The sequence below is a fragment of the Paenibacillus sabuli genome (genome assembly GCF_014705605.1).
Lineage (GTDB): Bacteria > Bacillota > Bacilli > Paenibacillales > Paenibacillaceae > Paenibacillus_D > Paenibacillus_D sabuli.
In genome coordinates this window covers 58,259-81,935 of record NZ_JACXIZ010000021.1, presented here as the reverse complement: position 1 = coordinate 81,935, position 23,677 = coordinate 58,259, and the positions used below count along the sequence as shown (strand labels likewise).

Here is a 23,677-nt window from a genome sequence, read left to right as displayed (position 1 = left end):
ATGGCAGGCATGCTGGACTTAATCAAGGCCGCCGGCGCTTCGGCGGTGGAGGCGGGAGCGCCGGTGCAGCTGCGCTACGGCGTCGTGGCGTCGGTAGAGCCGCTGGCGATCACGGTCGATCAGCGCTTCTCGCTGACGCGGCCATTTCTCGTCCTCACGGCCGCGCTGCAGCGGCTCACGGTATCGGTGGACGGCAGCGAGCGCGTCGTGCGTCCCGGGCTTCAGCCCGGGGAGCGGGTATTGCTCGTGCGGATGCAGGGCGGTCAGCAATATGTCGTGCTGGACAAGGTGGTGGAGGCATGATCCCGAACGGGACGACGGTCGGCAATCTGGCGGTCACCTCGCGCAGCGCGCCGTCGCTGACCTGGCGGCTGGATATGACGCGCGGGCGCATCGCCGGCATGACGGACGGGCTGGAGGCGATCCGGCAAGCGGTGTTCAAGGTGCTGCAGACGGCTCGCTTCCGACACGTCATCTACAGCGCCGACTACGGCAGCGAGCTGCATACGCTGATCGGGCGTCAGCCCGCCTATGTGAGGACCGAGGCCGAGCGCATGCTGCGCGAGGCGCTGCTGCAGGATGGTCGCATCACGGACATTCGCGACCTGCAGGTCGCGGTGGTCGGCGACAAGCTGACCGTGACCTTCGGCGTCGTGACGGTCGAAGGTCAACTGAACATCGAGGAGGAGGTGAATGCCGATGTATGAGACCTATACGTTCCAATACGTGCTGCAGCGCATGCTGGATCGCATCCCGCAGGATCTGGATCGCCGAGAGGGCTCCATCATTCATGATGCGCTCGCCCCGGCCGCGGCCGAGCTGGCGCAGCTGTATATTCAACTGGATGTGCAGCGCAATCTGGTATTCGCGGATACCGCATCCGGCGACTATCTGAGCCGCCGGGTCGCCGAATTCGGGGTGCAGCGCAAGGCGGCGACGCGCGCGCGCTGGGAGGCGGCGATGCTCGGCACGGGCGAGGTGCCGACGGAGGTGCCGATCGGCAGCCGATTCGGCAGCGAGGGGCTCGTCTATGTCGCCGCCCGGCGCATCGAGGCCGGGCGCTATGAGCTGGAGTGCGAGACGCCCGGTAACGCGGGCAATCAGCCGCCGGGCCCGCTGCTGCCGCTCAGCTATATCGAGGGACTCGTAACGGTCGAGCTGCTCGAGCTGCTCGTGCCGGGCGAGGCGACCGAGGACGACGAGGCGCTGCGCCGCCGCTACTATGCGGCGGTCAACGAACCGGCCTACGGCGGCAACGTCGCCGATTACAAGCAGAAGGTGGAAGCGATGGACGGCGTCGGCGCGGTCAAGGTCATCCCGGTCTGGAACGGCGGCGGCACGGTCAAGTGCGTGCTGATCGCCGCGGACTGGAGCGCGCCGTCCGCCGCGCTGCTCGACCAAGTGAAGCAGGCGCTCGATCCCGAGGAGGGCTCCGGCCAGGGGCTCGGCATCGCCCCGATCGGGCATCAGGTCACAGTGGAAGGCGTAGCGGCCGTCACGCTGGATGTGACGACGACCCTGACGCTGGGAGACGGCATGACGACAGGACAGGTGCAAGAGCCGGTCGAGCAGGCGATCGGGGACTACTTGCTGAGGCTGCGCGAGAGCTGGGCGGAAGCCTCGCATGTCATCGTGCGGATCGCCTTGCTCGAGGCGGCGATCCTGGGCGTGCCGGGCGTCATCGACGTGACGGGCACGACGCTTGGCGGGAGCCCCGATAATCTGCCGCTCGGCGCGCATGAGGTGCCGGTGCTCGGGGAGGTGAGCCTGTGATGGAGCCGCTGAGCGACTACATGGCGCGGTTCAAGGACTACTGGCCGGACTATTACCACGCCATCGCCGAGATGATGGCGCTGGCGGGCAGCGAGGGCGAGGAGCTGCATGCGGCGCTCGCGGAGACGAATCGGCAGTTGGACGATCAGTTCGTGCTGACGTCCTCCCTTGCGGCCGTGCGGCGGCGCGAGGCGATGCTCGGCATCCAGGCCGACCCGGATGCGGAGAGCCTGAGCTTTCGCCGCAAGCGCATCGTCAACCGCTACTCCACGAAGCCGCCGTTTACGCTGAGGTATCTGCAGCAGCGGCTGGACTATTTGGTTGGCATAGGCGCAGCCATTGCATCTGTCGATGAACATGCGTATCTCCTTCGAGTGACGGCCAGCATTGACAATGCCGTCGTGTTCAACGAAGTGATGCGTACGATCGAGACGATCAAGCCCGCGAATCTGGTGTATCAACAAAATACGGCGCTCGCCCTCAAAATCGGCGTGGAAGAGCAGATCGTCGCCAAGGCGATGACATGGAACTATCGATTGGATGAATCTTGGAGGCTCGGCGATACGCCGTTTGTCTCCTACGGATCGGAGGTGCCGCTGACATGATTGCAACCAACTTCCTGCATGATATCGCGGACTATGTGGATCACCGCGTTGCCAAGGTGGTCATTAACGGGTCTTATGAAATTACGCAGTTCGAGGTGAAAAGCGTAACGGATCAAACGCTTGCGCTCAATTATGTCGTACCGCTTGCCGAGGTGTCGCAAATTACATTGATCGAACTGAAGGATGCCGAGAATCAAGTGTTAACTGCCAATTCGGTCGATGTTCCGATTACCGCGGATCACCTGATGGTCCATACGCTATCAATCAAGGAGGTGAGCTAGCATGGTCAAAACTGACTGGACGATGAACGACGCGGTCAAGCCGGAGGATATGAATCAGATCGGTCAAGAAATCAATGCCAAGACCGTGACTGTGCTATCCGCGACCCCGCCGGAAAATCCGACGTTAAATACAATCTGGTATGAAGACCTGGGGGAGAATCCTGACCTGGGAGGAGGTGGTCTCGTCATTGCAAATGCGAGCACGGACGGCGACGAAGAAATTTGGCTAGAAGAAATTTAACGGGGGAGGCGGAACGCAGCATGGCAGCAAAAGATATTCAAATCAAAATTGACAATGGGAGCGGCTGGGACGAGTTGTAGCCGCGGACCAAATTGGCGCTGGTTGAGGGTGCGTAATATGTGCTCGAAAGCAAGGTAGACAAGGTGTCCGGCAAGCAATTGTCGACGGAGAATTACAGCAGCGCAGAAAAGACAAAGCTGAGCGGGATCGAGGTCGGGGCAAACCATTACGTACATCCGACTGGCGACGGTCACGAGCACGTGCCGGCGACCGGTTCGAACAACAGTGGCAAGGTACTCAAAGCCGGGGCGACGGCAGGGAGTGCATCGTGGCAGGCCCTGAATAGCGGGGACATCCCCGCGCTGGCGCTCTCCAAAATTGTGGATGCCGGCTCGGCCGCGGGTCGCGATATCGGGGCGTCGAGCGGCAATGTGCCGGTGCTGGACGCCGAGGGGAAGCTGGACGTCGGCTTACTGCCGGCCATTGCCATTACGGATACGTTCGTGATCGAATCGGAAGCGCAAATGCTTGGCTTGACGGCGCAGATCGGCGATGTGGCTGTGCGGACAGACGAGAGCAAGTCCTACATCCTCAAGGCGGCGGGCGCCTCTACGCTGGCGAACTGGGAGGAGCTGCTGTCCCCGGTTAGTCCGGTCCAAAGTGTAGCGGGAAAGACAGGTGCAGTGACGCTGAGCAAGAACGATGTGGGCCTGGATAATATCTTCAATTATCCAATCGCCTCGCAGACTGCTGCGGAAGCAGGATCGGCGACGGATGCCTACATGACGCCGCAGCGCACCGCGCAAGCCATTGCCGCAAAGACAGCGGGTCTTGGCGGCGACATGAGCAAGGCGGTCTACGACAGTGACAACGACGGCAAGGTCGATGCGGCCGAGTCTGCGGACAGCGTGCCATGGAGCGGCGTGACCGGCAAGCCTGGCACCTATCCCCCGGCAGCACATCAGCATAGCGGTGCGGACATTGCTTCCGGCACAGTAGCGGCGAAGAGGCTGCCGGCGGCGAGCACGAGCGCGGCGGGTATTGCGCAGCTCAATAACAGCACGTCTAGCACGAGCACGTCGCAGGCGGCGACCGCTGCAGCCGTCAAATCGGCTTATGATCTTGCTAGCTGCAAGAGTCGGGTTGTGCTAAGCACTGTTGAGCCTGCAGGGGCAAATGTTTGGTACCAAGAGCTTTATAAGGAGGGGACGGAACATGGCAAAAAATTTTTTGCAAAAGCATTGGGACGGGACCCAATGGGTGGAGTTGCACCCCGTTACCAAGGCATCCAATGTAATTGGGACAAATGGCGACAGCATTCAGGAGCACGTCAATGACACCAACAATCCGCATGGTGTGACGCCGGAACAGATTGGGGCGGAGACGCCGAGTGGGGCGCAGGCGAGGGCTGATGCTGCTAAGGCTTCGGCGAATGATTATACTGATACAGCATCAGAGAATTTATTAGAGGAGATCGGCGGGCTGGGTGAACTGGTAGGTTCGGCAAGTCTTGGTACCTCAAATACACGATACGCTTCCAATCTGGACACGGAAATCAAGAACGGATGGGTACGTTACGATGCTTCCACAAACAATAGACCTAGTTTGGGAATATCAGGATTTCCAACGAATGGGGTCGTGCAAATCAGCGCTCGCACATCTGATCGCTTGGTTCAAATTGCATTAGGCGCAAACGGCAATCAAGATAGCCGAATAGCTCTACGCACGATGGGGAGTGGAGGCTGGGGCACATGGGTTGGATTGATTAGCAGTGCGGGCGGCACGATGACGGGAGACTTAACTATTAATAGCAATCGAGTTTATATTGACGGTCCTTCCAATACCCACTTATTTTATGATCAAAACGGAGAACGTCGCGGACTTGTGTTTTACGATACAAATAGTAATTCTCTTAAGCTTAGGGCTTATAACTCGGTAAACGACACCCAGTGGAGAGAGATCGTAATTGCGTATGGTAAACCGGATCCAGTCTTCAGTAACTTTAAAATGTGGCATGCCGGGAACCTCCCCTATGAAACGGGGATGTGGACGCCTGTTTTGACCTTTGGAGGTTCAAGTAGCGGTATTGTATTTAGTAGTCGCTTCGGACGATACACTCGGATCGGAAATATTGTCCATTGGTCTGTTGACTTCATTCTGAATTCAAAAGGAACTGCTTCGGGAGATGCTGTAATTCTTGGATTACCCTTTGTATCTTCAAGCACTCAGCCGTATGCCAATGTTGCAGGTACTTTCGCGCGCTTACTTTTGCCTAGTGGTGTTAGTGGATTGACCATGTTCATTAGTTTAAGTTCGACGTCCGTTACATTACGCCGAATGGGGAATGATATAGATTTGGTAAATGGATTTACTAGTAGTGATTTTAAAGATAATACAACAATCAGAGCTATTGGAACATACTTCATTTAAGAGGAGGACCACCCATGCCATACGAAAAAATCACACTCGACATGCTCACGACCGAATCGGTGAGCGTCAAAACACAGCAGTACATCGATGTCAGCGGCACCGAGTATCCCATTGGCGAGCCTCACCGCAAAGCCTACACAAACAGCTTAAGCGGCAGAGAGCAAGTAACCGATGAATTGCCTGCTACCCAGCAAAGCGCTATATTTGCAATTTGGGGCTCGACCCCGACAGTTGAAGAATCCGAACAGGAAGCATGAAAATGAATACGTGGTGCTGAAACAGATGCCAAAGTGGCCGAAAATGCGTTGGAGAAGCGAAGCATCCGCCATCTTACTCCTCGATTTCTTCCTCTGAGTAGCTTAGGAGAATCCAGGAGGCAAGGCGGCATTATTTTTCAACACTTGAGATCAATTACCGAAAGGAAGTGATCTCCCATGACCTGGGACCAACTCAACGCCTTCCTTGATCCGCAGCTGGCGATCGTCGTGGCGGCTTGCTGGGTGATCGGATCGATGCTGAAGCAGACGCCGCGCGTGCCGAACTGGTCGATTGTGTATCTGGTCACGGCGGCCGCCATCGCCTTCACCCTTGCGCTGACCGGCTTCACCGCACTGGCCGTGCTTCAGGGCATATTGGCCGGCGCGCTGGCCGTGTTCGGGCATCAGCTCATCAAGCAAGCGCGCAATGGAGCCGACCATGACCAGTCAATGGGCTTGTGATTCGAGCTTCGTCGTCAGCAGTTCGTATGGCGAACGCGTGCATCCGGTCTACGGCACGGTCAAGTTTCACAAGGGCATCGACCTCGTGGCGAGCCCGCCGGATCGCATCCTCTACGCCTTCGTGCCGGGCGTGGTGGTACATGCGGGCGAAGGGCAGACAGGCAGCGGCTTCGGGAAAATGGGCCTGGTCGTAGCGATTCGAGACGAGGCGGGCTACCTACACGTCTATGCCCATCTATCGGCCGTTGCCGTCAAGCGCGGCGCCTCTATCCGCAAGGGGGAAGCGATTGGCCGCCAAGGCAGCACCGGCTTGTCGACCGGTCCGCATCTGCACTATGAAGTGCGCAAGCGGTCGCAGCCCAGCTACGGCTGGACGGCGGATGCGAGCGGCGTCGTCGACCCGACAGCCTATGTGCTGCGCTACAATCAGGAGAAGGAGGAGGAGCCGATGACAGCCGAGGAGCGGCAACTGCTGCAGGGGATGCACGCGCAACTTGGAGCGCAAGCGGCGCGGATCGCCGATCTCGAGCAAGAACGCGCGCTGCAGCAGCGGCGCATGGAACGGCAACAGCAAGAACTCGAGGAGCTCGAGAAGCTGCAGCGCATGTCGCCTCCCGCATGGGCGGAGGCGGCGGTGCGGGCGGCGGCGCAGGCCGGGCTCGTCGACTCGCCGGAGCAGGGCAGCTACGACTTTTATCGCATGCTGACCGTGCTCCACAGAGCGCAGGCAATCGGATGATCGGTGACGACGGCAGCCGTTTCGCCTTGAAATATATAGAACTTATAAGTTTCACGCTTATAAACGGTCTCTATATTCTCGGAACGAAACGTGCTCCGCCGTTAAAGGACGGCGGCAGTCATTTCGCCTTGGCCGAGCCCGTTTAGTTCCTGTCTCGTCCCGAAATATCCAGGCAAGTACACGCGAGATCGCATACTTCTAATCGTAGACCGCATGCCCTACCCGCTTCGGGTCCGGCGTGCGGTCTATTTGGTTGGCATAAAAATGCTCATCTTATACCAAACTATGTAAATCGGAACGCATGGGCAAGCTACAAGTAGGCGATTGCAACAGCAAAGCAAACGCAAAAGGAGGCGCATGATGACTCTAGACGCGCAATTCCGCCGCACGCAGGAGGCGGCGCACGACAGGCCCTCGCACACGGCGTACCCGGCGCTGATCGTGCAGTCCGATTGCACGGTATTGCTGGACGGCCGGCATCCGGAGCAGGAGGCGGCGGCAGATGCGCTGAGCCGCTTCGCCGATCTGATCAAGCGTCCGGGCGACCTGCATACGTATCGCATCTCGCCGCTGTCGGTGTGGAATGCGCGCGCTGCGGGCTGGACAGCCGAGCAGATGTGCGATACGCTGCGCCGCTACGGCGGCGGGCGCGCGCCCGAGCGGGTCGCGGCGCAGCTGACGGAGTGGGCGGGGCGCTGCGGCCGGCTGTCGCTGGAGCAGCGCGACGACGAACTGTGCCTGACGGCCGACGATCCGCAGCTGCTGGAGGCGCTGGCCGGACAAGCGGCGGTGCGCGCTGCGCTGGCCGAGCGGCGCGGGGCGTCGGCATGGGCGGTGCAGCCGGCCGAGCGCGGCCGGCTCAAGCAGGAGCTGCTGCGCTGCGGCTACCCCGTGCAGGATCGGGCGGGCTATCACGAAGGGGAGGCGCTCTCCGTGCAGCTGCGGGATCGCGGCGCCGACGCCAGGGTCGCGCTGCGGGCGTATCAGGCGGCGGCGGTGGATACCTTCTATCGCCCGGGCGACGATCCGCAGCTGGGCGGCGGCAGCGGCGTGCTCGTCCTGCCCTGCGGCGCGGGCAAGACGGTCATCGGCATCGCCGCGCTGGCCCGCCTCGGCTGCGCGACGCTCATTCTGACATCCAACGTGACGTCGGTGAAGCAGTGGAAGGAGGAGCTGCTGGACAAGACGACGCTGGAGGAGGCGCAGATCGGCCAATACGCGGGCACGCGCAAGCAGGTGCGCCCCGTGACGATTGCGACCTACCAGATCTTGACCCATCGCTCGACCAGCGACCAGCATTATCGGCACATGGGGCTGTTCCATGAGCGCGATTGGGGGCTGATTATCTACGACGAGGTGCACTTGCTGCCGGCGCCGGTCTTTCGCATGACGGCGGAGATTCAGGCGACGCGCAGGATGGGGCTGACGGCGACGCTGGTGCGCGAGGACGGCCGCGAGCGGGATGTGTTCTCCCTCATCGGGCCCAAGCGCTACGACATGCCGTGGAAAGCGCTGGAGCGCGACGGCTGGATCGCCGAGGCGCTGTGCACGGAGCTGCGCGTCCTCCTGCCGGACCCGCAGCGGTACGAGGAGGCCGACGCGCGAGCGCGCCTGCGGCTGGCCTACGAGAATCCGCACAAGGCGGAGGTCGTCCAGGCGCTGCTCGAGCGCCACGCGGGCCTGCCGACGCTCGTGATCGGCCAATATTTGAACCAGCTGCGCCTGCTGGCCGGTCAGCTCGACGCGCCGCTGCTGACCGGCCAGACGCGGCATGACGAGCGCGAACGGTTGCTTGCCGCCTTTCGAAGGGGCGAGCAGCGCATCCTGATCGTGTCCAAGGTGGCGAACTTCGCCGTCAACCTGCCCGATGCCGCAGTGGCGATCCAGGTGTCCGGCAGCTTCGGCTCGCGGCAGGAGGAGGCGCAGCGGATCGGTCGCATCCTGCGGCCGAAGCGCGGCGACAACCGCGCCTGGTTCTACAGCCTCGTGTCCGAGGCGACGCGCGAAGCGGAGTTCGCACGGCGGCGTCAGCTATTCATGATCGAGCAGGGCTATCGCTACGAGCTGGTGCGGTGGGACGCCGCAGCGGCGGCTCCGTCTGAGAGCAGGCCGGCGACATGAAGTCCGCCGACTACGAGACGTTGCTGTCGGCAGAGGAGGCCGGGCGCCTGCGAGCGGAGCCGCTCTGGCATTCGGGCGCCTGCGGCCGGACATGGCCGCAGGCGCTGACCTGCCCGTGCTGTGCCGCAGGGGCGCTGCCCCGTCTCAGCCAAGATGCGCAGGCCGCGCTGCGCCTGATGCTGCGGCGCTGCGGCGCCAGGCCAATGACGGAGCGCCAGCTCGTACGGCTGGCGGAGGAGGAAGCGGGGCCCTCCGGCGCAGAGACGCTGCTCGGGCTCGACGAGCTGCGGCGCTGTGGCCTCGTCTTCACCCATCGGCGCGTCTGGGGCGAGACGCTGCACGCCATCCCTGCCGATGCCTTCGCGCCATGGCTGCTGATCGTCTGTCCGTTCGAGACGGGGGAGAGCGGCGCGCGCCTACCGTTCAGGCCGAGTCCGACCGCGGCGCATCCGTCGCTGCCGCTTGGCCGCCGCATGCTCGGCATGCTCGCCGAGCTGCAGCGGGCCGGCACCGCCTGCACCAAGCGCGGCGTGCTGCCCAAGCGCACGATCTCGCGCCTTCAGCAGCGGCTGGAGACGGGGCTGCCGGCGCAGTGGCCTTCGCTGCGGGGCTGGGCGGCCGGCTACGCCCACCCGGCCGATTATCCGCCTCTGCTGGCGATGCTGCTCGACGCCGCTTGTCAGGCGCAGATCGTCGCGCCGCAGCCGGGCGGGTACGCCTGGGACGAGGCGGCGCTGCGCCGGTGGCTCGAGCTGGATGCGGCGGCGCGGGAGCGCCTTTTGCTGGCGCGCTTTTTGGAGACGGCTGCGGCGGCGGCCCCGTCGCTGCAGTGGATCGCGGCGTTGCTGCCGTCGCTGGCACCGGGCGAGGTGTGCCGCGAAGAGGAGCTGCTGGCCTGGATGCGACGGCACGGGCTCGGCGCGCAACCGGTTCATACATCGCTCACCCGCGGCTCGGAGTGGGCGAATGCGTCAGGAGCGCCGGCGCCGGCGACGAAGCCGGTATCGGCAGCAAAGGCAGTGAAGGAAGCTATGGAAGCCAGCCATGCACCAGCAGCGAATTACGCACGGCAAGCATCCGATTCGCCATCCACGCCGGATGCGCCGGCATCCGGGCTGGCGCGCGACCTGCACGACTTGCTGCAGGACTTGGCTGCGCTCGGCTGGCTGGAGCTGGGCGAAGCGGGAAGCGAGGCCGCCATGCGCTGGCTCGGTGCGGATACGGCCCAAGCAACTCCTGCGCCGCCGGTACGCCTGCAGCCGAGCGGCGAGCTGGTGGCGTTCCCCGGCACGCCCTTCCCGGTGCTCTGGCGTCTGGAGCAGCTGGCGGAGCCGCGCACGCTGGACGTCGCCTCGGTGTATAGGCTCACGCCGCGCTCGGTGCGGGAGGCGTGCGCCGGCGGCTGGACGAGCGAGCGGATGCTGGCGGCGCTGACCGAAGTCGGAGCCGGCGAGCCGCCCCCGCTCGTGCTGGAGCTGCTGGCCGCGGAGAGCCCGGCGCCATCGCCCCCGGCAGCGCCCCCGGCGCCGCACTCGAGACAGCCTCCAGCTGCCCACTCGACAGATCCCTCGAATGCGCCGCCGAAAGCGCGTCAGGCGCCGCCGCACTCGACACAGCCCTCGAGAGCGAGCCATTCCGCAGCTCCGCAGACGCCGGAGCCGCTCTATCTGCACGTGGACGAGCTGAGGCGCTGCCCGCTGCTGCCGCCGCCGCGGGCAGATCGCGACGCCCGCTTCCCGGGCTTGCGCGACGTGCCGCCCGCATGGCTCACCCAGCTGCGGATGTACCATGCTTCGACCAAGCGCGAGCTGGTCGAGCAAGCGCTGCGCTGGCGGGCGCCGCTGGAGCTGCGGCAGCAGGGCCGTCCGCTCGAATTTGTCCCGCTGCGACTGGACGATCATGCGGGCGCATGGGTGGTGCTGGGCCGTCCGCGCCGGTCGCCGGCGGGTGCGGCCGCAGGCCCCGAGCTGCGGCTGTCGCCGGACATGTGGGAGGAGATGCGCGTCGCCCTGCCGGACAATTCATCCGGTTGAAAAGCCTACATTCTGACCGCGATTCATGGTATGATAGACGTGTGCCAGACCATGACAAGTCATGAAGGAGTGGTTCACGATGGCGATTGCCGGTCAGTTTGCCGCTCAGGCATCGGACGTGGCGAATCAGGCCGCAGCGGACCCCACGGATGCTTCGCTGGATATGGCCGGATTGCTGCTCCATGCTTACGAGCTGGGCGATATGATCAACGGGTCGGCCGAGGTTGCCGATTATTTATATTGGAAGGCCGTCGTCGATCGGGACGACGAGGTCCGGGCGCTGATCAAGCGCTTTGACAAAGCGAAGGAACTGTATGCCGAATGCGAGCGCTTCGGACGCTTTCATCCCGATTTCAACGACGCCAAGGACAAGGTGAAGGCGATCGAGCGCGAATTGGACGATATGGAATGCGTCAGCCGCTTCAAGGCGGCCGAGCGCGAGGTCGATCAGCTCCTTTTCACCGTCTCGCAGTCGATTGCCGGTGCCGTCTCGGAGACGATCAAGGTGCCGGGCAACGAACCGGCGGGCGGAGGGGGATGCGGCGCAGGCGGCTCTTGCAGCTGCGGCAGCGGCGGGTGCGGCTGACGCCGCCCCGCACGCTTTTACGACAGGACACGGGAACGGGGGGACACGATGTTATCCGAGCGTACGGGCTACATTATCTGGGTAAGTGATTTGAAAGCGGCGCGCGCGTTGGAGAAGTACGGCTCCGTGCATTACATGTCGCGCAAAATGCATTACGTGGTGATCTACATGAACGCCGAGCGCGCGGAAGATACGATCCGCAACATTGAGCGGCTTCATTTCGTCAAAAGAGTGGAACGCTCCTATCGCAATGAGATCAAGACGGAATACGCGTCCGATATCCCCGACAAAACCAGGTTTTACAGCCTTTAGGATGCTGCGCGTGCAGCATTTTGACAAGTTGCGTATCCGTTTACACGCGGCTCGGCGTCCAAGATTGCGAGAAAGCGGCACGAGCCGAAGCGGATGCTTTTCATTTAAAGGTTGAAATTGTAGTCTAGGATGATTTAGAATATATAGGTAATTGTGCATGGTTATTTAGGTCCTGCCTCCCAGAAAGGAGTGGTTTGGAGATGAAAGATAAGACGACGGAGAGATGGAATACGTATGAATCGTTTCATGTCGTGCTCGGGGATAAAAAAGTGGCGGACGTCGTCATCACGAACCACGCAAAGATCCGATGGGCCGATCGTGTCGAGTCCGAGCAATCCGGTCAAGAGGATATCGCCGCCTTCATATGGGAGGCGCTGAAGCAGGATCGTGTGGAGCCGTATTATCGCAACGAGGAAGACGTCTATCTGATCGACGAGGATCTGGTGTTCGTGGCCGAGTTCACCAGTCTGGAGGGCGAGACGGACCTGGTCGGCAATCCGCTGCACAAGATGATTGTGGTGACGTTTCTGGGTCGAATGTCGGAGACGATCGAGCTCCGGGATCTGAAGTCTTACTATTCTTGGCTGCGGCATTCCCGGCGTATGACCCTGATCAAAAATAGTCGCAAACGGAGATAGCGCTCCCAGTGTCGGCTATCCCCGCAAATCGCGCATCGCAGCCGGTGCGCGATTTTTGGCGTGCGCGCGTACGCACGCGCAAGGCACGGTGTGCTGCAAGGTCTGAGGCGCAGCCGGTGCCGGATGACGGCGCGGCCCTGATATCCGCAGCCGCCGCGGCCTCACAGCTGCCGCAGCCTGCGCTTCGCCTGCAAAAAGGGCGCGCAAAGGTGTACCGCGGCGCGATGGCGTCTGCTATACTGAAGGCAGCACAAGAAGGAGGATCAACGGATGGCGCTTAACTTTCATCAGCTGCACATCTTTTATACCGTGGCGGACAAGGGGAGCTTTTCGGCAGCGGCGCAAGCGCTGCACATGACGCAGCCGGCCGTGACGATGCAGGTGCAGTCGCTGGAGGACTATTTCGGCACGAAGCTGCTGCATCGCTCGACGAAGCGGATTGAGCTGAGCGAGGCGGGGCGAACGCTGTTGCCGTTTGCCCAGCGCAGCATCGATCTCATCCGCGACACCGACTCCACCATGTCCAAGTTCACCAAGCAGCTCAAGGGGCGTCTGCAGCTGGGGGCAAGCTTGACGATCGGCGAATACATTTTGCCGCGACTGCTAGGTCCATTTGCCCAGGAATATCCGCATATTGCGATCAGCATGAAAGTGATGAACACGGCGCAGATCATGGACGAGATCGTCAATCATCAGCTCAACTTCGGTCTGATCGAGGCGCCCGTCAATCATCCGGATATGCATATGGAAGCGGTGATGAGCGACGAGCTCAAGCTGGTCGTCTCCTCCAAGCACCCGCTCGCCAAGGCGGACCGCGTGACGATCGAGGAAGCGCTGGCGCACCCGGTCGTGCTGCGCGAGCAAGGCTCCGGCACCCGGCTCGTCATGGAGGAGGAGCTGCGCAGCAAGCAGATCGATCCGAACGAGATGAACATCGTGATGGAGCTGGGCAGCACGGGAGCGGTCAAGTCGGCGGTGGAAGCGGGCCTCGGCGTCTCCTTCCTGTCCGGCTCGTCGATCAAGCACGAGGAGGCGCTCGGGCTGATCCGCGCGATCCCGGTGACGGGCTTGCAGTTCAAGCGGCAATTCTACTCCATCTACCTCAAGTCCGCGCTGCTGCCGATCTCGGCCGTGACCTTCCTCACCTTCCTCCGGGAGAAGGATCTGCGCCAATGGCTATAACGGATCAGCGTGCGGATCTGCACGCGCATACGACGGCCTCGGACGGGATGCTGGCGCCGGGCGCGCTCGTACGCCTGGCTGCGCAAGCGGGACTGGCGGCGGTGGCGGTAACCGATCACGATACGACCGCCGGCGTCGACGAGGCGCTCGCCGAAGGCGCGCGGCTCGGCGTCGAGGTGGTGCCGGGGATCGAGATCAGCGCCTATGCCGACGATCAGGCGATCCATGTGCTCGGCTACTGCATGGACCTCGGCGATGCGGACTGGCAGCGGCGGATCGAGGGACTGCGCGGCGGGCGGCAGCGGCGCAACGAGCAGATCGTCGCGAGGCTCAATGCGCTCGGCATCGCGCTGACGATGGAGCAGGTGCGCCGCATCGCCGGCAAGGCGGGGACGGCGGAGGAGACGCTCGGCCGTCCGCATATTGCGGCGGCGCTCGTCGCCTGCGGCGCGGCAGCCAGCGTGACCGATGCATTCGAGCGCTACCTCGGCTCGGGCTGTGCGGCCTATGTGGCGATCCCGCGGCTGAGCCCGCACGAGGCGGTCGGCTGGATCCGGGAGGCCGGCGGCGCTGCGGTCATCGCGCATCCGGGCCTGTACCGGCGCGATGACCTGGTCGAGCGGCTGCTGCGCGGCGGCGCAGCCGGTCTGGAGGTCAGTCATCCCGACCATGACGGGGAGGACGAGCGGCGCTACCGCGCGCTGGCCGAGCGCTGCGGCGCGATTGCGACGGCAGGCTCGGACTTCCACGGCGAGCGCGAGGGCGGGGCCTACCACGGGGCGCTCGGCAGCCGCAGCGTGCCGGTGGAGGTGCTGCGCCGCATTGCGCGCGCCTGCGGCGACGCGACTTGACGACGCGACTTGAGACGGTCGACGCTACTTGATCTGACAGGGCAGAGCGCTCAGACGCTGTTCATCCGGTGTGATGAACAGCGTTTTTTGATGGTCGTAGATGACGTAGCCGGGCTTCGCGCCGCTCGGCTTGCGGACGTGGCGGACGGCGGTGTAATCGATCGGCACCTGACTGGAGGCCCGCGCCTTGCTATAGTGCGCGGCCAGCATCGCCGCCTCTTCCAATGTAGCGTCGCCGTAATCGGTGCCGCGAATCAGCACATGCGAGCCCGGGATGTCCTTCGTGTGCAGCCAGGTGTCGTGCTGGGCGGCGAGCTTGTTCGTCAGGTAGTCGTTCTGGGTGTTGTTCTTGCCGACCAGGATCAGCTTGTCCTCGGAGGACGTATAATGCAGCAGCGCCGGGCGGGCGTTTTTTTTCTTTTTCGGGCCGCGGCGGCTGCGGGCCTTGAGGTAGCCCTGCTCCACGAGCTCGTCGCGAATCTCCTCGATGTCGCCGAGCGCCGCCGTATCGAGCTGCTGCAGCAGCTCGTCGAGGTAGCGAATTTCGGCATGGGCAGACTCGAGCTGACCCTGCACGGCGGCTACGCTGTTCTTGGCCTTGGTGTAGCGTCTGAAGTGCCGCTGCGCATTCTCCGACGGGGTCAGCTGCGGGTCGAGCTCGATCTGCACGGCGCGCTGCTCCGGATCGTAATAATCGACCACCTCCACGCGGTCCGAGCCGGGCTCGATCTGATGCATATAGGCGGTGAGCAGCTCGCCCAGCACGCGATGCCGGTCGGCGTCGGCTGCGGCAGCGAGCGTATCCTGGAGCTTGCCCAGCTTCTTTTCGTTTTTGGCACGCTCGTTCTGCAGGAAGCGCAGCAGGTCCGATGCCCGCTGCTTGACCGTATCGCGCTCCGCCTTGTCGCCATAGTACGCTTCCAGACAGGCGCTCACCCCGTCGAACGTCTGCCGCTCGCCATCCAGGTGGGTCAGCTCCGTCACGGAAAAAAACGACTTGCCGTCCGGCCGCGTCACGATGCACGGGGTGAAGGCGCCGCGCCGGATCGGCGCCATCAAGTCGGCGAACGCCGCGTAGAGCGCCTCCACGCCAGCGCCCTGGCCTCCGGCTCGGTGCGCCGTCTCGCGCGCGAGCAGCGGGCTGAAGCCGGCGAAGGCTTCCATCAGGCGCTTCTCCGGCGGCGCTTCGGCTGCCGCGAGGTTCAGCGCCGCTGCGAATTGCGCAGGGTCCGCGATCGTGTACGGATCGGCCTTGTGCTGGGCCGGCGGCGCGGTGTAAGGGCTGCCCGGCATGACGATGCGATAGCTGCTGATCGCCGGTGTGACGTGATGGATGCCGTCGTGAATCGTGCCGCTCTCCGGATCGAGCAGGATGATGTTGCTGTGCCGCCCCATCAGCTCGATTACGAGGCGGCGGCGCGACTCGTCGCCGAGCTCGTCGCGGCGGCGCACGGTCATATGGATGATCCGCTCGCAGCCGGGCTGCTCGATCGCTTCAATCACGCCGCCCTCGCAATATTTGCGCAGCAGCATGCAGAACATCGGCGCCTCCAGCGGGTTGGTGTAGGTCTGCTTGGTCCAATGGACGCGCGGGTACGTCGGATTCGCGGACAGCAGCAGCTTGCCCTGCACGCCGGCGCCCCGAATTTGCAGCACCAGCTCATGCGGGCCGGGTTGATGAATTTTATGAATGCGGGCGCCCACGCAGCTGCCGAGCTCGCGTACGATGGCGCCGGTTACGATACCGTCGAGGGCCATAGTGGTTCATTCTCCTTCTTTCTCTTGCCTATCTCCCTATGATGCCATAGTTCCGCGCAAAACTTAAGTCCCGCGCTGGGATAATTTGCGGGTTGTCCGAATACATTTACGAAAGAGAAGGGCTGTCCGGCCCGCCGCCCGGGCGAATACGGCGTCCGCAGCGCGCAAGGCGGCTTGACGCGGGAGGGAGATTCGAACATGGAACAGAAGATGTGGCATCAAATGGAGCGAGGCGAGCTGGCGAAGGCGCTCGGCTGCGAGCCGGAGCGCGGACTCGACGCCGCCGAAGCGTCCCGGCGGCTCGAGAAGCAAGGACGCAACGAGCTGAGCGAGGGCAAGCGCGTGTCGCCGCTGATCCTGCTGCTCAATCAATTCAAGGATTTCATGGTGCTGGTGCTCGTCGGCGCGACGCTGATCTCCGGGCTGCTCGGCGAATACCTCGACGCGCTGACGATCGTCGCCATTATCGTTATCAACGGCGTGCTCGGCTTCGTGCAGGAATTCCGGGCAGAGCGCTCGCTGCGCGCGCTCCAGGAGCTATCGGCGCCGCATGCCAAGGTGATGCGCGGCGGCGTGCAGACTGTGGTGCCCGCCAGCGAGCTCGTGCCCGGCGACCTCGTGCTGCTGGAGGCGGGCGACCGCATGCCGGCCGACGTGCGGCTCCTGCAGACCAACAGTCTGTACGCCGAGGAATCGGCGCTGACCGGGGAATCGGTGCCGGTCGGCAAGCATGCCGCGCCGATCTGGGAGCGCGAGCTGCCGCTCGGCGATCAGCGCAACCTCGGCTTCATGGGGACAATGATCACGCGCGGCACGGGACGCGCGGTCGTGATTCGCACCGGCATGGAGACGGAGATGGGGCGGATCGCCGATCTGATCCAGCAGACCGACGCCATGCAGACGCCGCTGCAGCATCGTCTGGAGCAGCTCGGCAAGATCCTGATCGCGGTGGCGATCGGCCTGACGATCATGGTCGTCGCGGCGGGCATCCTGCACGGTCAGCCGGCGTACGGCATGTTCCTGGCGGGCGTCAGTCTGGCGGTCGCGGCCATTCCCGAAGGGCTGCCGGCGATCGTGACGATCGCGCTCGCGCTCGGCGTGCAGCGGATGATCCGGCGCAAGGCGATCGTGCGCAAGCTGCCGTCGGTCGAGACGCTCGGCTGCGCCTCGGTCATCTGCTCCGACAAGACGGGCACGCTGACGCAGAACAAGATGACCGTGACCAAGGCCTGGATCGGCGGCCGCGAGCTCGAGGTGACCGGCGAAGGCTACGAGCCGGTCGGCGAGCTCACCGAGGGCGGCCGCAGCGTCGATCTCAAGCTCGACCAGCCAGTGCGGCGCATGCTCCAGGTGGCGGCCTTGTGCAACAATGCCACGCTGGAGCAGCGCGAGCCGGCGGCGCCGCCGGCCAAAAAGCGCAAGCCCGCATCCGATGCGGAGCGCGAATGGGCGATCAAGGGCGATCCGACCGAGGGCGCGCTGCTCGTACTGGCGGCCAAGCTCGGCGTGACGACGCGCACGCTCGAGGGGCTGTATACGCGGGAGCGGGAATTCCCCTTCGATTCGGAGCGCAAGCGCATGTCCGTGCTGGTGGGGCATCAGGGCGGGCGGCTGCTGTGCGCCAAGGGCGCGCCAGACCTGCTGCTGGAGCAATGCGCCTATATGCTGTGGGACGGCAAGGTCGTGCCGCTCACCCCGAGTCTGCGGCAGCGGGTCGCGGATGCGGCCGAGCAGATGGCGCGGCAGGCGCTGCGCGTGCTCGGGCTGGCGTATCGCGATCTGCGCGAGCAAGACCCGTGCGAGACGGAGGAGGAGGCGGAGAGCCAGCTGATCTTCATCGGGCTGGCGGGCATGATCGATCCGCCGCGGCGCGAGGTGGCCGAGGCGATCGCCACGTGCCGCCGGGCCGGCATCAAGACGGTGATGATTACCGGCGATCATCAGCTCACGGCCGAGTCGATCGCCCGCCAGCTCGGCATCCTGCCACGCGGCGGACTGTCCTTCAGCGGCCGTGAATTGGCGGGGATGAGCGACGAGCAGTTGGACCGGCAGGTCGATCAGACGTATGTCTATGCCCGCGTCTCGCCCGAGCACAAGCTGCGCATCGTCAAGGCGCTGCAGCGCCGCGGGCATATCGTCGCCATGACCGGCGACGGCGTCAACGACGCGCCCGCCATCAAGGCGGCGGACATCGGCATCGCGATGGGCATCACCGGCACCGACGTGTCCAAGGAAGCGTCCGCGCTCGTGCTCAGCGACGACAATTTTGCGACCATTGTCGCCGCCATCGAGGAAGGACGGGGCATCTACGAGAACATTCGCAAGTTCATCCGGTATCTGCTCGCCTCCAACGTCGGCGAGATCCTGACGATGTTCCTGGCGATGATGGCGGGCATGCCGCTGCCGCTCGTGCCGATCCAGATCCTGTGGGTCAACCTCGTCACCGACGGTCTGCCCGCGATGGCGCTCGGCGTCGACCAGGCGGAGAAGGATCTGATGCAGCACAAGCCGCGCGCCGCCAAGGAGAGCGTGTTCGCCCGGCGCCTGGGCTGGAAGATCATTAGCCGCGGCGTGCTGATCGGCGTCTGCACGCTCGGCGCCTTCTGGCTGACGCTGCGCTCGGGCACGTCGCTGGCGCACGCCCAGACGGTGGCGTTCACCACGCTCGTCATGGCCCAGCTCATCCATGTATTCGACTGCCGCAGCTCGCGCTCGATCTTCCATCGCAATCCATTGCAGAACAAGTACCTCGTGCTGGCGGTGCTCTCGTCGGTCGCGCTCATGCTCGGCGTGCTCTATATTGAAGCGCTGCAGCCGATCTTCAAGACGGTGCCGCTGGACTTCCGTTCGTGGTGCCTGGTGCTGGTCGCGGCGGGCATCCCGACCTTCGTGATGGGCATCGGCAGCGTGCTCGGCACCTCCAAGCCCAGGAAGCGCACGCGCCTGCCGCTCGGCGGATCGCGTCCGGTCGCGCGCTAGAGCGCTAGTTTCAAGGCGAAACGGCTCACGCCGACCTGTGGCGGCGCGGCAAGTTACGTTCCGAGAAATCTAGACAAGTTATGAAGCAAGCTACATACTTTCTATGATTTCAAGGCGAAACGGCTCACGCCGACCTGTGGCGGCGTGGCAAGTTACGTTCCGAGAAATCTAGACAAGTTATGAAGCAAGCTATATACTTTCTATGATTTCAAGGCGAAACGGCTCACGCCGACCTCTGGCGGCGTGGTATATATTGAGACGGTGTCCGCATCCGTTGTGGTGCGGGCCGCCTCTTTTTGCTGCCGGAGCCGAATCCGCCGAATAGCCACACATTTTACGCTTATTTCCGCCGCCGGAGCCGAATCCACCGAGTAACCTCACATTTTACGCTTATTTCCGTCGCGGGAGCCGAATCCGCCGAATAGCCTCACATTTTATGCTTATTTCCGTCGCGGGAGCCGAATCCGCCGAGTAACCTCACATTTTACGCTTATTTCCGTCGCGGGAGCCGAATCCGCCGAATAGCCACACATTTTACGCTTATTTCCGTCGCGGGAGCCGAATCCGCCGAATAGCCACACATTTTACGCTTATTCCCGTCGCGGGAGCCGAATCCGCCGAATAGCCTCACATTTTGCGCTTATTTCCGTCGCGGGAGCCGAATCCGCCGAATAGCCTCACATTTTGCGCTTATTTCCGTCGCTGTAGCCGAATCCGCCGAATAGCCACACATTTTACGCTTATTTCCGCCGCCGGAGCCGAATCCACCGAGTAACCTCACATTTTACGCTTATTTCCGCCGCCGGAGCCGAATCCACCGAGTAACCTCACATTTTACGCTTATTCCCGCCGCTGTAGCCGATTCGCCCGAGTAGCCTCACATTTTGCGCTTATTCATCTCTTAGGCGATGCGACTGGCGCAGTCCCTTATTGGCGCGGCGCGTTTCGTTCCTTTCTATAAAAACTTTGTACAAAAGAGCAATAGCGTTTCTCCCAAACTTGCGGTATGCTGAAGTATAGAGAAAAAGCATGCAGCTTGGAGACAAGCGGCATCGGACGCAAAGGGAGTGCAAGCGAATGGACTTTACAAAAATGCATGGACTGGGCAACGACTTCATCGTCATCTACGGAGAACGCGAGCTGCCGGCTGAGGCGGCGGAGCTGGCCACGCGGCTATGCGACCGCCACTTCGGCATCGGAGCGGACGGACTCGTCTATATTCTGCCATCGGAGCGCGCCGACTACAGAATGCGTATCATCAACTCCGACGGCTCAGAGGCAGAGCAGTGCGGCAACGCCATCCGTTGCGTCGCCAAGTACGTCTACGACAACGGGCACGCCGCGTCGCAAGAGCTGACGATCGAGACGCTCGGCGCCGGCGTGCAGAAGGTGCAGCTGACTGTGCGCGATGGCAAGGCCGAGCGCGTGCGCGTCGATATGGGCGAGCCGGTGCTCGACGGACTGAAGGTGCCGACGACGGTCGACACCGATCCGGTGCTTGATCATCCAATCGAAGTCGGGGGACGCGAGTTCCGCTTCACGGCGGTGTCGATGGGCAATCCGCACTGCGTCATCTACGTCGACGACGCGGCCGGCTTCGATCTGGCGGCTTGGGGACCGCTGCTGGAGACGCACCCGATGTTCCCCCGCAAAATCAACGTCGAATTCGTCACCGTCAAGTCGCGCTCGCACACTGACATGCGGGTGTGGGAGCGCGGCGCCGGTCCGACGCTGGCCTGCGGCACCGGTGCTTGTGCCACCGTTGTCGCCTCGGCGCTGAACGGGCTGACGGATCGCACCGCGACGGTGTCGCTGGCGGGCGGCGATCTGCTGATCGAATGGAGCGGGGCCGACAATCACGTCTACATGACCGGCCCGGCCGAGACGGTTTTCAGCGGCCAAGTTTAATTGAAGAGACAACGTATTTCGGGCATACCGTCACAATTCGCTATACATGATCTCGATTTTGCTCCACGGCGGCACAATTCGCCGCACAATCGAAGCAGGCGATAGCAAGAGCATGGCAGACGGCTCCCCTGCGCGGGGAGTCTGCTTTTATTTTAGGGTAAGAGGAAGGAAGTGGGGACATGCTCGATCTGCGCACGGCCTTGCGGACGACGAGGATCGCCGGCGACGGCGCAATGGGCACGTATCTGTACCAGACCGGCTTCCCGGTGGGAGTATCGTACGAGGAATACAATCTGCTGCGGCCGGAGGTCATCGAGCGCGTGCATCGGCAGTACTATGACGCCGGAGCTCGGCTGATTGAGACCAATACCTTCTCCGCCAACGAGGAGAAGCTCGCGAAGTACGGGCTGGAGCACGAGACGGAGGCGATCAATCGCGCCGGGGTGCGCATCGCCCGGGCGGCGGCGGGCAAGGACGCCTACATCGTCGGAGCGGTCGGATCGATCCGCGCCGGCAAGCGCGGCAACAACCGCACCGCCGACGTGCAGCGCGCCTTTCGCAGACAGCTGGCGGCGCTGGCGGAGGAGGGCGTGGACGGCATCCTGCTGGAGACGTTCTACGATCTGGAGGAAATACTGATCGCGCTGCGCATCGTGCGCGAGCTCGGCGACCTGCCGGCGATCTGCCAGCTCGCCGTCGAGGATGTCGGCCGCACGCGGGACGGCATCGGACTGGACGAAGCCTTCGCCACACTGGCCGATGCCGGCGCGGATATGGTCGGGCTCAATTGCCGTAGCGGCCCGGTCGGGATCCTGCGCGCGCTCGATACGATGGAGCATCGCGCGGCGCTGCCGCTCTCGATCTTCCCCAATGCGGGCATACCCGACTATGTGGATGGCAAGTATCAGTTCACGGCGGGACCGGCGTATTTCGCCGACGCGGCGCGCCGCTTCGCCAACCGCGGCGCGCATCTGGTCGGCGGCTGCTGCGGCACGACGCCGGAGCATATCGCCGCGATCGCCGAGGCGCTGCAGCATTATCGGCCAGGGGCGGAGCGCGAAGGCGCGCGGCCGCCAGCCGCGGACGAGCGTGGCGGAGCGCTTGCGGCGGCTCGGCCGATCGCACCGGCGGGCGACCGATCAACCGCACCCGCAGCGCCCATCGCACCTGCCGCGCCGGCGGACAAGCCGCCGACGATCGTCGATCTGGCCCGCCGCCGCCATACCGTGATCGTCGAGCTCGATCCGCCGCGCGATCTCGACATCCGCAAGTTCATGGCCGGGGCCGAGGCGCTTCAGGCGGCGCATGCCGATGCGGTAACGATGGCGGACAATTCGCTGGCGGTCACGCGGATGAGCAACATTGCGCTGGCCTCGCTCGTGCAGCAGCGAATCGGGCTGCGGCCGCTCGTGCATATCGCCTGCCGCGACCGCAACCTGATCGGCACGCAGTCGCACATGATGGGGCTCGATGCGCTCGGCATCGACCATGTCCTGGCGGTGACCGGCGATCCGGCGCGGTTCGGCGATCTGCCGGATTCCAGCTCGGTGTACGACCTGACCTCGTTCGAGATGATCCGGATGATCAAGCAGCTCAACGCCGGCACCGCGTTCTCCGGCAAGCCGCTCAAGCAGCGCGCGGATTTCGTCGTGGGGGCGGCCTTCAACCCTAACGTGAAGCATCTGGACAAGGCGGTGCAGCGGCTGGAGCGCAAGATCGCCTCCGGCGCGGACTATATCATGACGCAGCCAGTCTACGATCCCGAGCTGATCGCGCGGGTGGCAGACGCGACCGCGCACTTGCCGGTGCCGGTCTTCATCGGGATCATGCCGCTGGCCAGCGGACGCAATGCCGAATACCTCCACAACGAGGTGCCCGGCATTCAGCTCTCCGACGAAGTGCGCCAGCGGATGGCGGGACTGGAGGGCGAGGCGGGCCGGGCCGAGGGCGTGCGCATTGCCCAGGAGTTGCTTGACGCGGCGCTGCCGCATTTCAACGGCATCTATCTGATTACGCCGTTCATGTTCTACGAGATGACGGCAGAGCTGACGCGATACGTATGGCGCAAGGTGCAGGGAGCGAGCCCTTCCGCCGCTATGAAATAGATAAACGAAACGAACTCGGCCATAAAAAGGCGGCCTCGCCGTTTCGCCTTGAAATTATAGAAAGCATATGATTTCGTTTATGTTTTTCTAAATTTCTCGGAACGAAACGAACTCGGCCATAAAAAGGCGGCCTCGCCGTTTCGCCTTGAGCAAAAACCGCCGATTTCGCGCGAAATGAACGAAATTCGGCCGTTTTTTTGAATGTGCGCCGATTTTCTCTTGTTCCCGTTTGCAAAATGAATTAGAATAAGTGCAAGGATAGGGCCGGCAAGGTATGCACCGGGCTTGATTCGTCAACAATAGTGCAAACTGCCCAAGGGCACCACTCGTGACTGTTACAGTTAGCGTACTCGTAATCGCGGCATACGCACGCAATGCGAACGGCTGGCGTCCTGTCTATGTCGGCGGCGCCGGTT

General features: G+C 63.1%; 21 protein-coding genes. 20 read left to right on the top strand and 1 reads right to left on the bottom strand.

The window, feature by feature from the left end:
• The 17 genes from IDH44_RS13350 (at position 1) to IDH44_RS13270 (ending at position 14,511) form a co-directional block, all read left to right on the top strand.
• Positions 1–303, top strand: coding sequence for a DUF2577 domain-containing protein (locus tag IDH44_RS13350; protein WP_190918379.1), 303 nt, complete (start codon positions 1–3; stop codon positions 301–303).
• A complete protein-coding gene (locus IDH44_RS13345; protein WP_190918377.1) occupies positions 300–707 on the top strand; it encodes a DUF2634 domain-containing protein in 408 nt (135 codons plus the stop codon). Before IDH44_RS13350 ends, IDH44_RS13345 begins: the two co-directional genes overlap by 4 nt.
• Entirely contained in the window at positions 700–1,773 is a 1,074-nt protein-coding gene (locus IDH44_RS13340) for a baseplate J/gp47 family protein (RefSeq protein ID WP_190918376.1), read from the top strand. Before IDH44_RS13345 ends, IDH44_RS13340 begins: the two co-directional genes overlap by 8 nt.
• On the top strand, positions 1,773–2,378 hold the full coding sequence (locus IDH44_RS13335; protein WP_223869660.1) for a putative phage tail protein: 606 nt from the start codon (positions 1,773–1,775) through the stop codon (positions 2,376–2,378). The genes IDH44_RS13340 and IDH44_RS13335 overlap by 1 nt, the downstream gene beginning before the upstream one ends.
• On the top strand, positions 2,375–2,659 hold the full coding sequence (locus IDH44_RS13330; protein WP_190918374.1) for a ketopantoate hydroxymethyltransferase: 285 nt from the start codon (positions 2,375–2,377) through the stop codon (positions 2,657–2,659). The genes IDH44_RS13335 and IDH44_RS13330 overlap by 4 nt, the downstream gene beginning before the upstream one ends.
• 1 nt (position 2,660) lies before the next feature.
• The gene (locus IDH44_RS13325) at positions 2,661–2,900 is read left to right on the top strand and encodes a hypothetical protein (protein WP_190918372.1); all 240 of its coding nucleotides are present in this window, start codon (positions 2,661–2,663) and stop codon (positions 2,898–2,900) included.
• Between the two features lie 143 nt (positions 2,901–3,043).
• Positions 3,044–4,237: a tail fiber protein gene (locus tag IDH44_RS27195; RefSeq protein WP_317890179.1), complete on the top strand. Its 1,194-nt coding sequence runs from the start codon at positions 3,044–3,046 to the stop codon at positions 4,235–4,237.
• 1,107 nt (positions 4,238–5,344) lie between these two features.
• Positions 5,345–5,587, top strand: a complete 243-nt coding sequence (locus tag IDH44_RS13315; RefSeq protein ID WP_190918371.1) for a hypothetical protein — start codon at positions 5,345–5,347, stop codon at positions 5,585–5,587.
• Between the two features lie 177 nt (positions 5,588–5,764).
• Positions 5,765–6,049, top strand: a complete 285-nt coding sequence (locus tag IDH44_RS13310) for a phage holin family protein (protein ID WP_190918369.1) — start codon at positions 5,765–5,767, stop codon at positions 6,047–6,049.
• Positions 6,027–6,788: a M23 family metallopeptidase gene (locus IDH44_RS27190; RefSeq protein WP_190918367.1), complete on the top strand. Its 762-nt coding sequence runs from the start codon at positions 6,027–6,029 to the stop codon at positions 6,786–6,788. Before IDH44_RS13310 ends, IDH44_RS27190 begins: the two co-directional genes overlap by 23 nt.
• A gap of 357 nt (positions 6,789–7,145) precedes the next feature.
• Positions 7,146–8,909 carry a DNA repair helicase XPB gene (locus IDH44_RS13300; protein WP_223869644.1) on the top strand — a complete coding sequence of 588 codons (1,764 nt, stop codon included), beginning with the start codon at positions 7,146–7,148 and terminating at the stop codon, positions 8,907–8,909.
• Positions 8,906–10,942 (top strand): hypothetical protein, encoded by a 2,037-nt coding sequence (locus tag IDH44_RS13295; RefSeq protein ID WP_190918366.1) that lies wholly within the window; start codon positions 8,906–8,908, stop codon positions 10,940–10,942. Before IDH44_RS13300 ends, IDH44_RS13295 begins: the two co-directional genes overlap by 4 nt.
• A 163-nt stretch (positions 10,943–11,105) precedes the next feature.
• Entirely contained in the window at positions 11,106–11,528 is a 423-nt protein-coding gene (locus tag IDH44_RS13290; protein WP_223869659.1) for a YlbF family regulator, read from the top strand.
• 48 nt (positions 11,529–11,576) lie between these two features.
• Entirely contained in the window at positions 11,577–11,840 is a 264-nt protein-coding gene (locus IDH44_RS13285) for a YlbG family protein (RefSeq protein WP_190918363.1), read from the top strand.
• Between the two features lie 200 nt (positions 11,841–12,040).
• Positions 12,041–12,478, top strand: a complete 438-nt coding sequence (locus tag IDH44_RS13280) for a hypothetical protein (protein WP_190918361.1) — start codon at positions 12,041–12,043, stop codon at positions 12,476–12,478.
• A gap of 270 nt (positions 12,479–12,748) precedes the next feature.
• On the top strand, positions 12,749–13,660 hold the full coding sequence (locus IDH44_RS13275; RefSeq protein WP_190918359.1) for a selenium metabolism-associated LysR family transcriptional regulator: 912 nt from the start codon (positions 12,749–12,751) through the stop codon (positions 13,658–13,660).
• Positions 13,651–14,511: a PHP domain-containing protein gene (locus tag IDH44_RS13270; RefSeq protein WP_190918357.1), complete on the top strand. Its 861-nt coding sequence runs from the start codon at positions 13,651–13,653 to the stop codon at positions 14,509–14,511. The genes IDH44_RS13275 and IDH44_RS13270 overlap by 10 nt, the downstream gene beginning before the upstream one ends.
• A 24-nt stretch (positions 14,512–14,535) precedes the next feature.
• Here the strand turns inward: IDH44_RS13270 and IDH44_RS13265 are convergent, their stop codons facing one another.
• On the bottom strand, positions 14,536–16,269 hold the full coding sequence (locus tag IDH44_RS13265; RefSeq protein WP_190918356.1) for an Rqc2 family fibronectin-binding protein: 1,734 nt from the start codon (positions 16,267–16,269) through the stop codon (positions 14,536–14,538).
• A gap of 198 nt (positions 16,270–16,467) precedes the next feature.
• Between IDH44_RS13265 and IDH44_RS13260 the strand changes: the two genes are divergently transcribed.
• The 3 genes from IDH44_RS13260 to IDH44_RS13250 all read left to right on the top strand — a co-directional run bounded on the left by IDH44_RS13260 (position 16,468) and on the right by IDH44_RS13250 (position 23,261).
• Positions 16,468–19,248 carry a calcium-translocating P-type ATPase, SERCA-type gene (locus tag IDH44_RS13260; protein ID WP_190918354.1) on the top strand — a complete coding sequence of 927 codons (2,781 nt, stop codon included), beginning with the start codon at positions 16,468–16,470 and terminating at the stop codon, positions 19,246–19,248.
• 1,077 nt (positions 19,249–20,325) lie between these two features.
• The gene (gene dapF / locus IDH44_RS13255) at positions 20,326–21,156 is read left to right on the top strand and encodes a diaminopimelate epimerase (RefSeq protein ID WP_190918352.1); all 831 of its coding nucleotides are present in this window, start codon (positions 20,326–20,328) and stop codon (positions 21,154–21,156) included.
• A 179-nt stretch (positions 21,157–21,335) separates the two neighbouring features.
• Positions 21,336–23,261, top strand: coding sequence for a bifunctional homocysteine S-methyltransferase/methylenetetrahydrofolate reductase (locus IDH44_RS13250; RefSeq protein WP_190918350.1), 1,926 nt, complete (start codon positions 21,336–21,338; stop codon positions 23,259–23,261).
• Positions 23,262–23,677 lie beyond the last annotated feature (416 nt).

Coding starts and splice junctions, on each gene's coding strand:
- IDH44_RS13300 (WP_223869644.1), top strand. CDS start 7,146: ATGATGACTCTAGACGCGCAATTCCGCCGCACGCAGGAGGCGGCGCAC.
- IDH44_RS13250 (WP_190918350.1), top strand. CDS start 21,336: ATGCTCGATCTGCGCACGGCCTTGCGGACGACGAGGATCGCCGGCGAC.
- IDH44_RS13290 (WP_223869659.1), top strand. CDS start 11,106: ATGGCCGGATTGCTGCTCCATGCTTACGAGCTGGGCGATATGATCAAC.
- IDH44_RS13265 (WP_190918356.1), bottom strand. CDS start 16,269: ATGGCCCTCGACGGTATCGTAACCGGCGCCATCGTACGCGAGCTCGGC.
- IDH44_RS13345 (WP_190918377.1), top strand. CDS start 300: ATGATCCCGAACGGGACGACGGTCGGCAATCTGGCGGTCACCTCGCGC.
- dapF (WP_190918352.1), top strand. CDS start 20,326: ATGGACTTTACAAAAATGCATGGACTGGGCAACGACTTCATCGTCATC.
- IDH44_RS13350 (WP_190918379.1), top strand. CDS start 1: ATGGCAGGCATGCTGGACTTAATCAAGGCCGCCGGCGCTTCGGCGGTG.
- IDH44_RS13330 (WP_190918374.1), top strand. CDS start 2,375: ATGATTGCAACCAACTTCCTGCATGATATCGCGGACTATGTGGATCAC.
- IDH44_RS27190 (WP_190918367.1), top strand. CDS start 6,027: ATGACCAGTCAATGGGCTTGTGATTCGAGCTTCGTCGTCAGCAGTTCG.
- IDH44_RS13325 (WP_190918372.1), top strand. CDS start 2,661: ATGGTCAAAACTGACTGGACGATGAACGACGCGGTCAAGCCGGAGGAT.
- IDH44_RS13340 (WP_190918376.1), top strand. CDS start 700: ATGTATGAGACCTATACGTTCCAATACGTGCTGCAGCGCATGCTGGAT.
- IDH44_RS13310 (WP_190918369.1), top strand. CDS start 5,765: ATGACCTGGGACCAACTCAACGCCTTCCTTGATCCGCAGCTGGCGATC.
- IDH44_RS13275 (WP_190918359.1), top strand. CDS start 12,749: ATGGCGCTTAACTTTCATCAGCTGCACATCTTTTATACCGTGGCGGAC.
- IDH44_RS13270 (WP_190918357.1), top strand. CDS start 13,651: ATGGCTATAACGGATCAGCGTGCGGATCTGCACGCGCATACGACGGCC.
- IDH44_RS13335 (WP_223869660.1), top strand. CDS start 1,773: ATGGAGCCGCTGAGCGACTACATGGCGCGGTTCAAGGACTACTGGCCG.
- IDH44_RS13315 (WP_190918371.1), top strand. CDS start 5,345: ATGCCATACGAAAAAATCACACTCGACATGCTCACGACCGAATCGGTG.
- IDH44_RS13260 (WP_190918354.1), top strand. CDS start 16,468: ATGGAACAGAAGATGTGGCATCAAATGGAGCGAGGCGAGCTGGCGAAG.
- IDH44_RS13295 (WP_190918366.1), top strand. CDS start 8,906: ATGAAGTCCGCCGACTACGAGACGTTGCTGTCGGCAGAGGAGGCCGGG.
- IDH44_RS13280 (WP_190918361.1), top strand. CDS start 12,041: ATGAAAGATAAGACGACGGAGAGATGGAATACGTATGAATCGTTTCAT.
- IDH44_RS13285 (WP_190918363.1), top strand. CDS start 11,577: ATGTTATCCGAGCGTACGGGCTACATTATCTGGGTAAGTGATTTGAAA.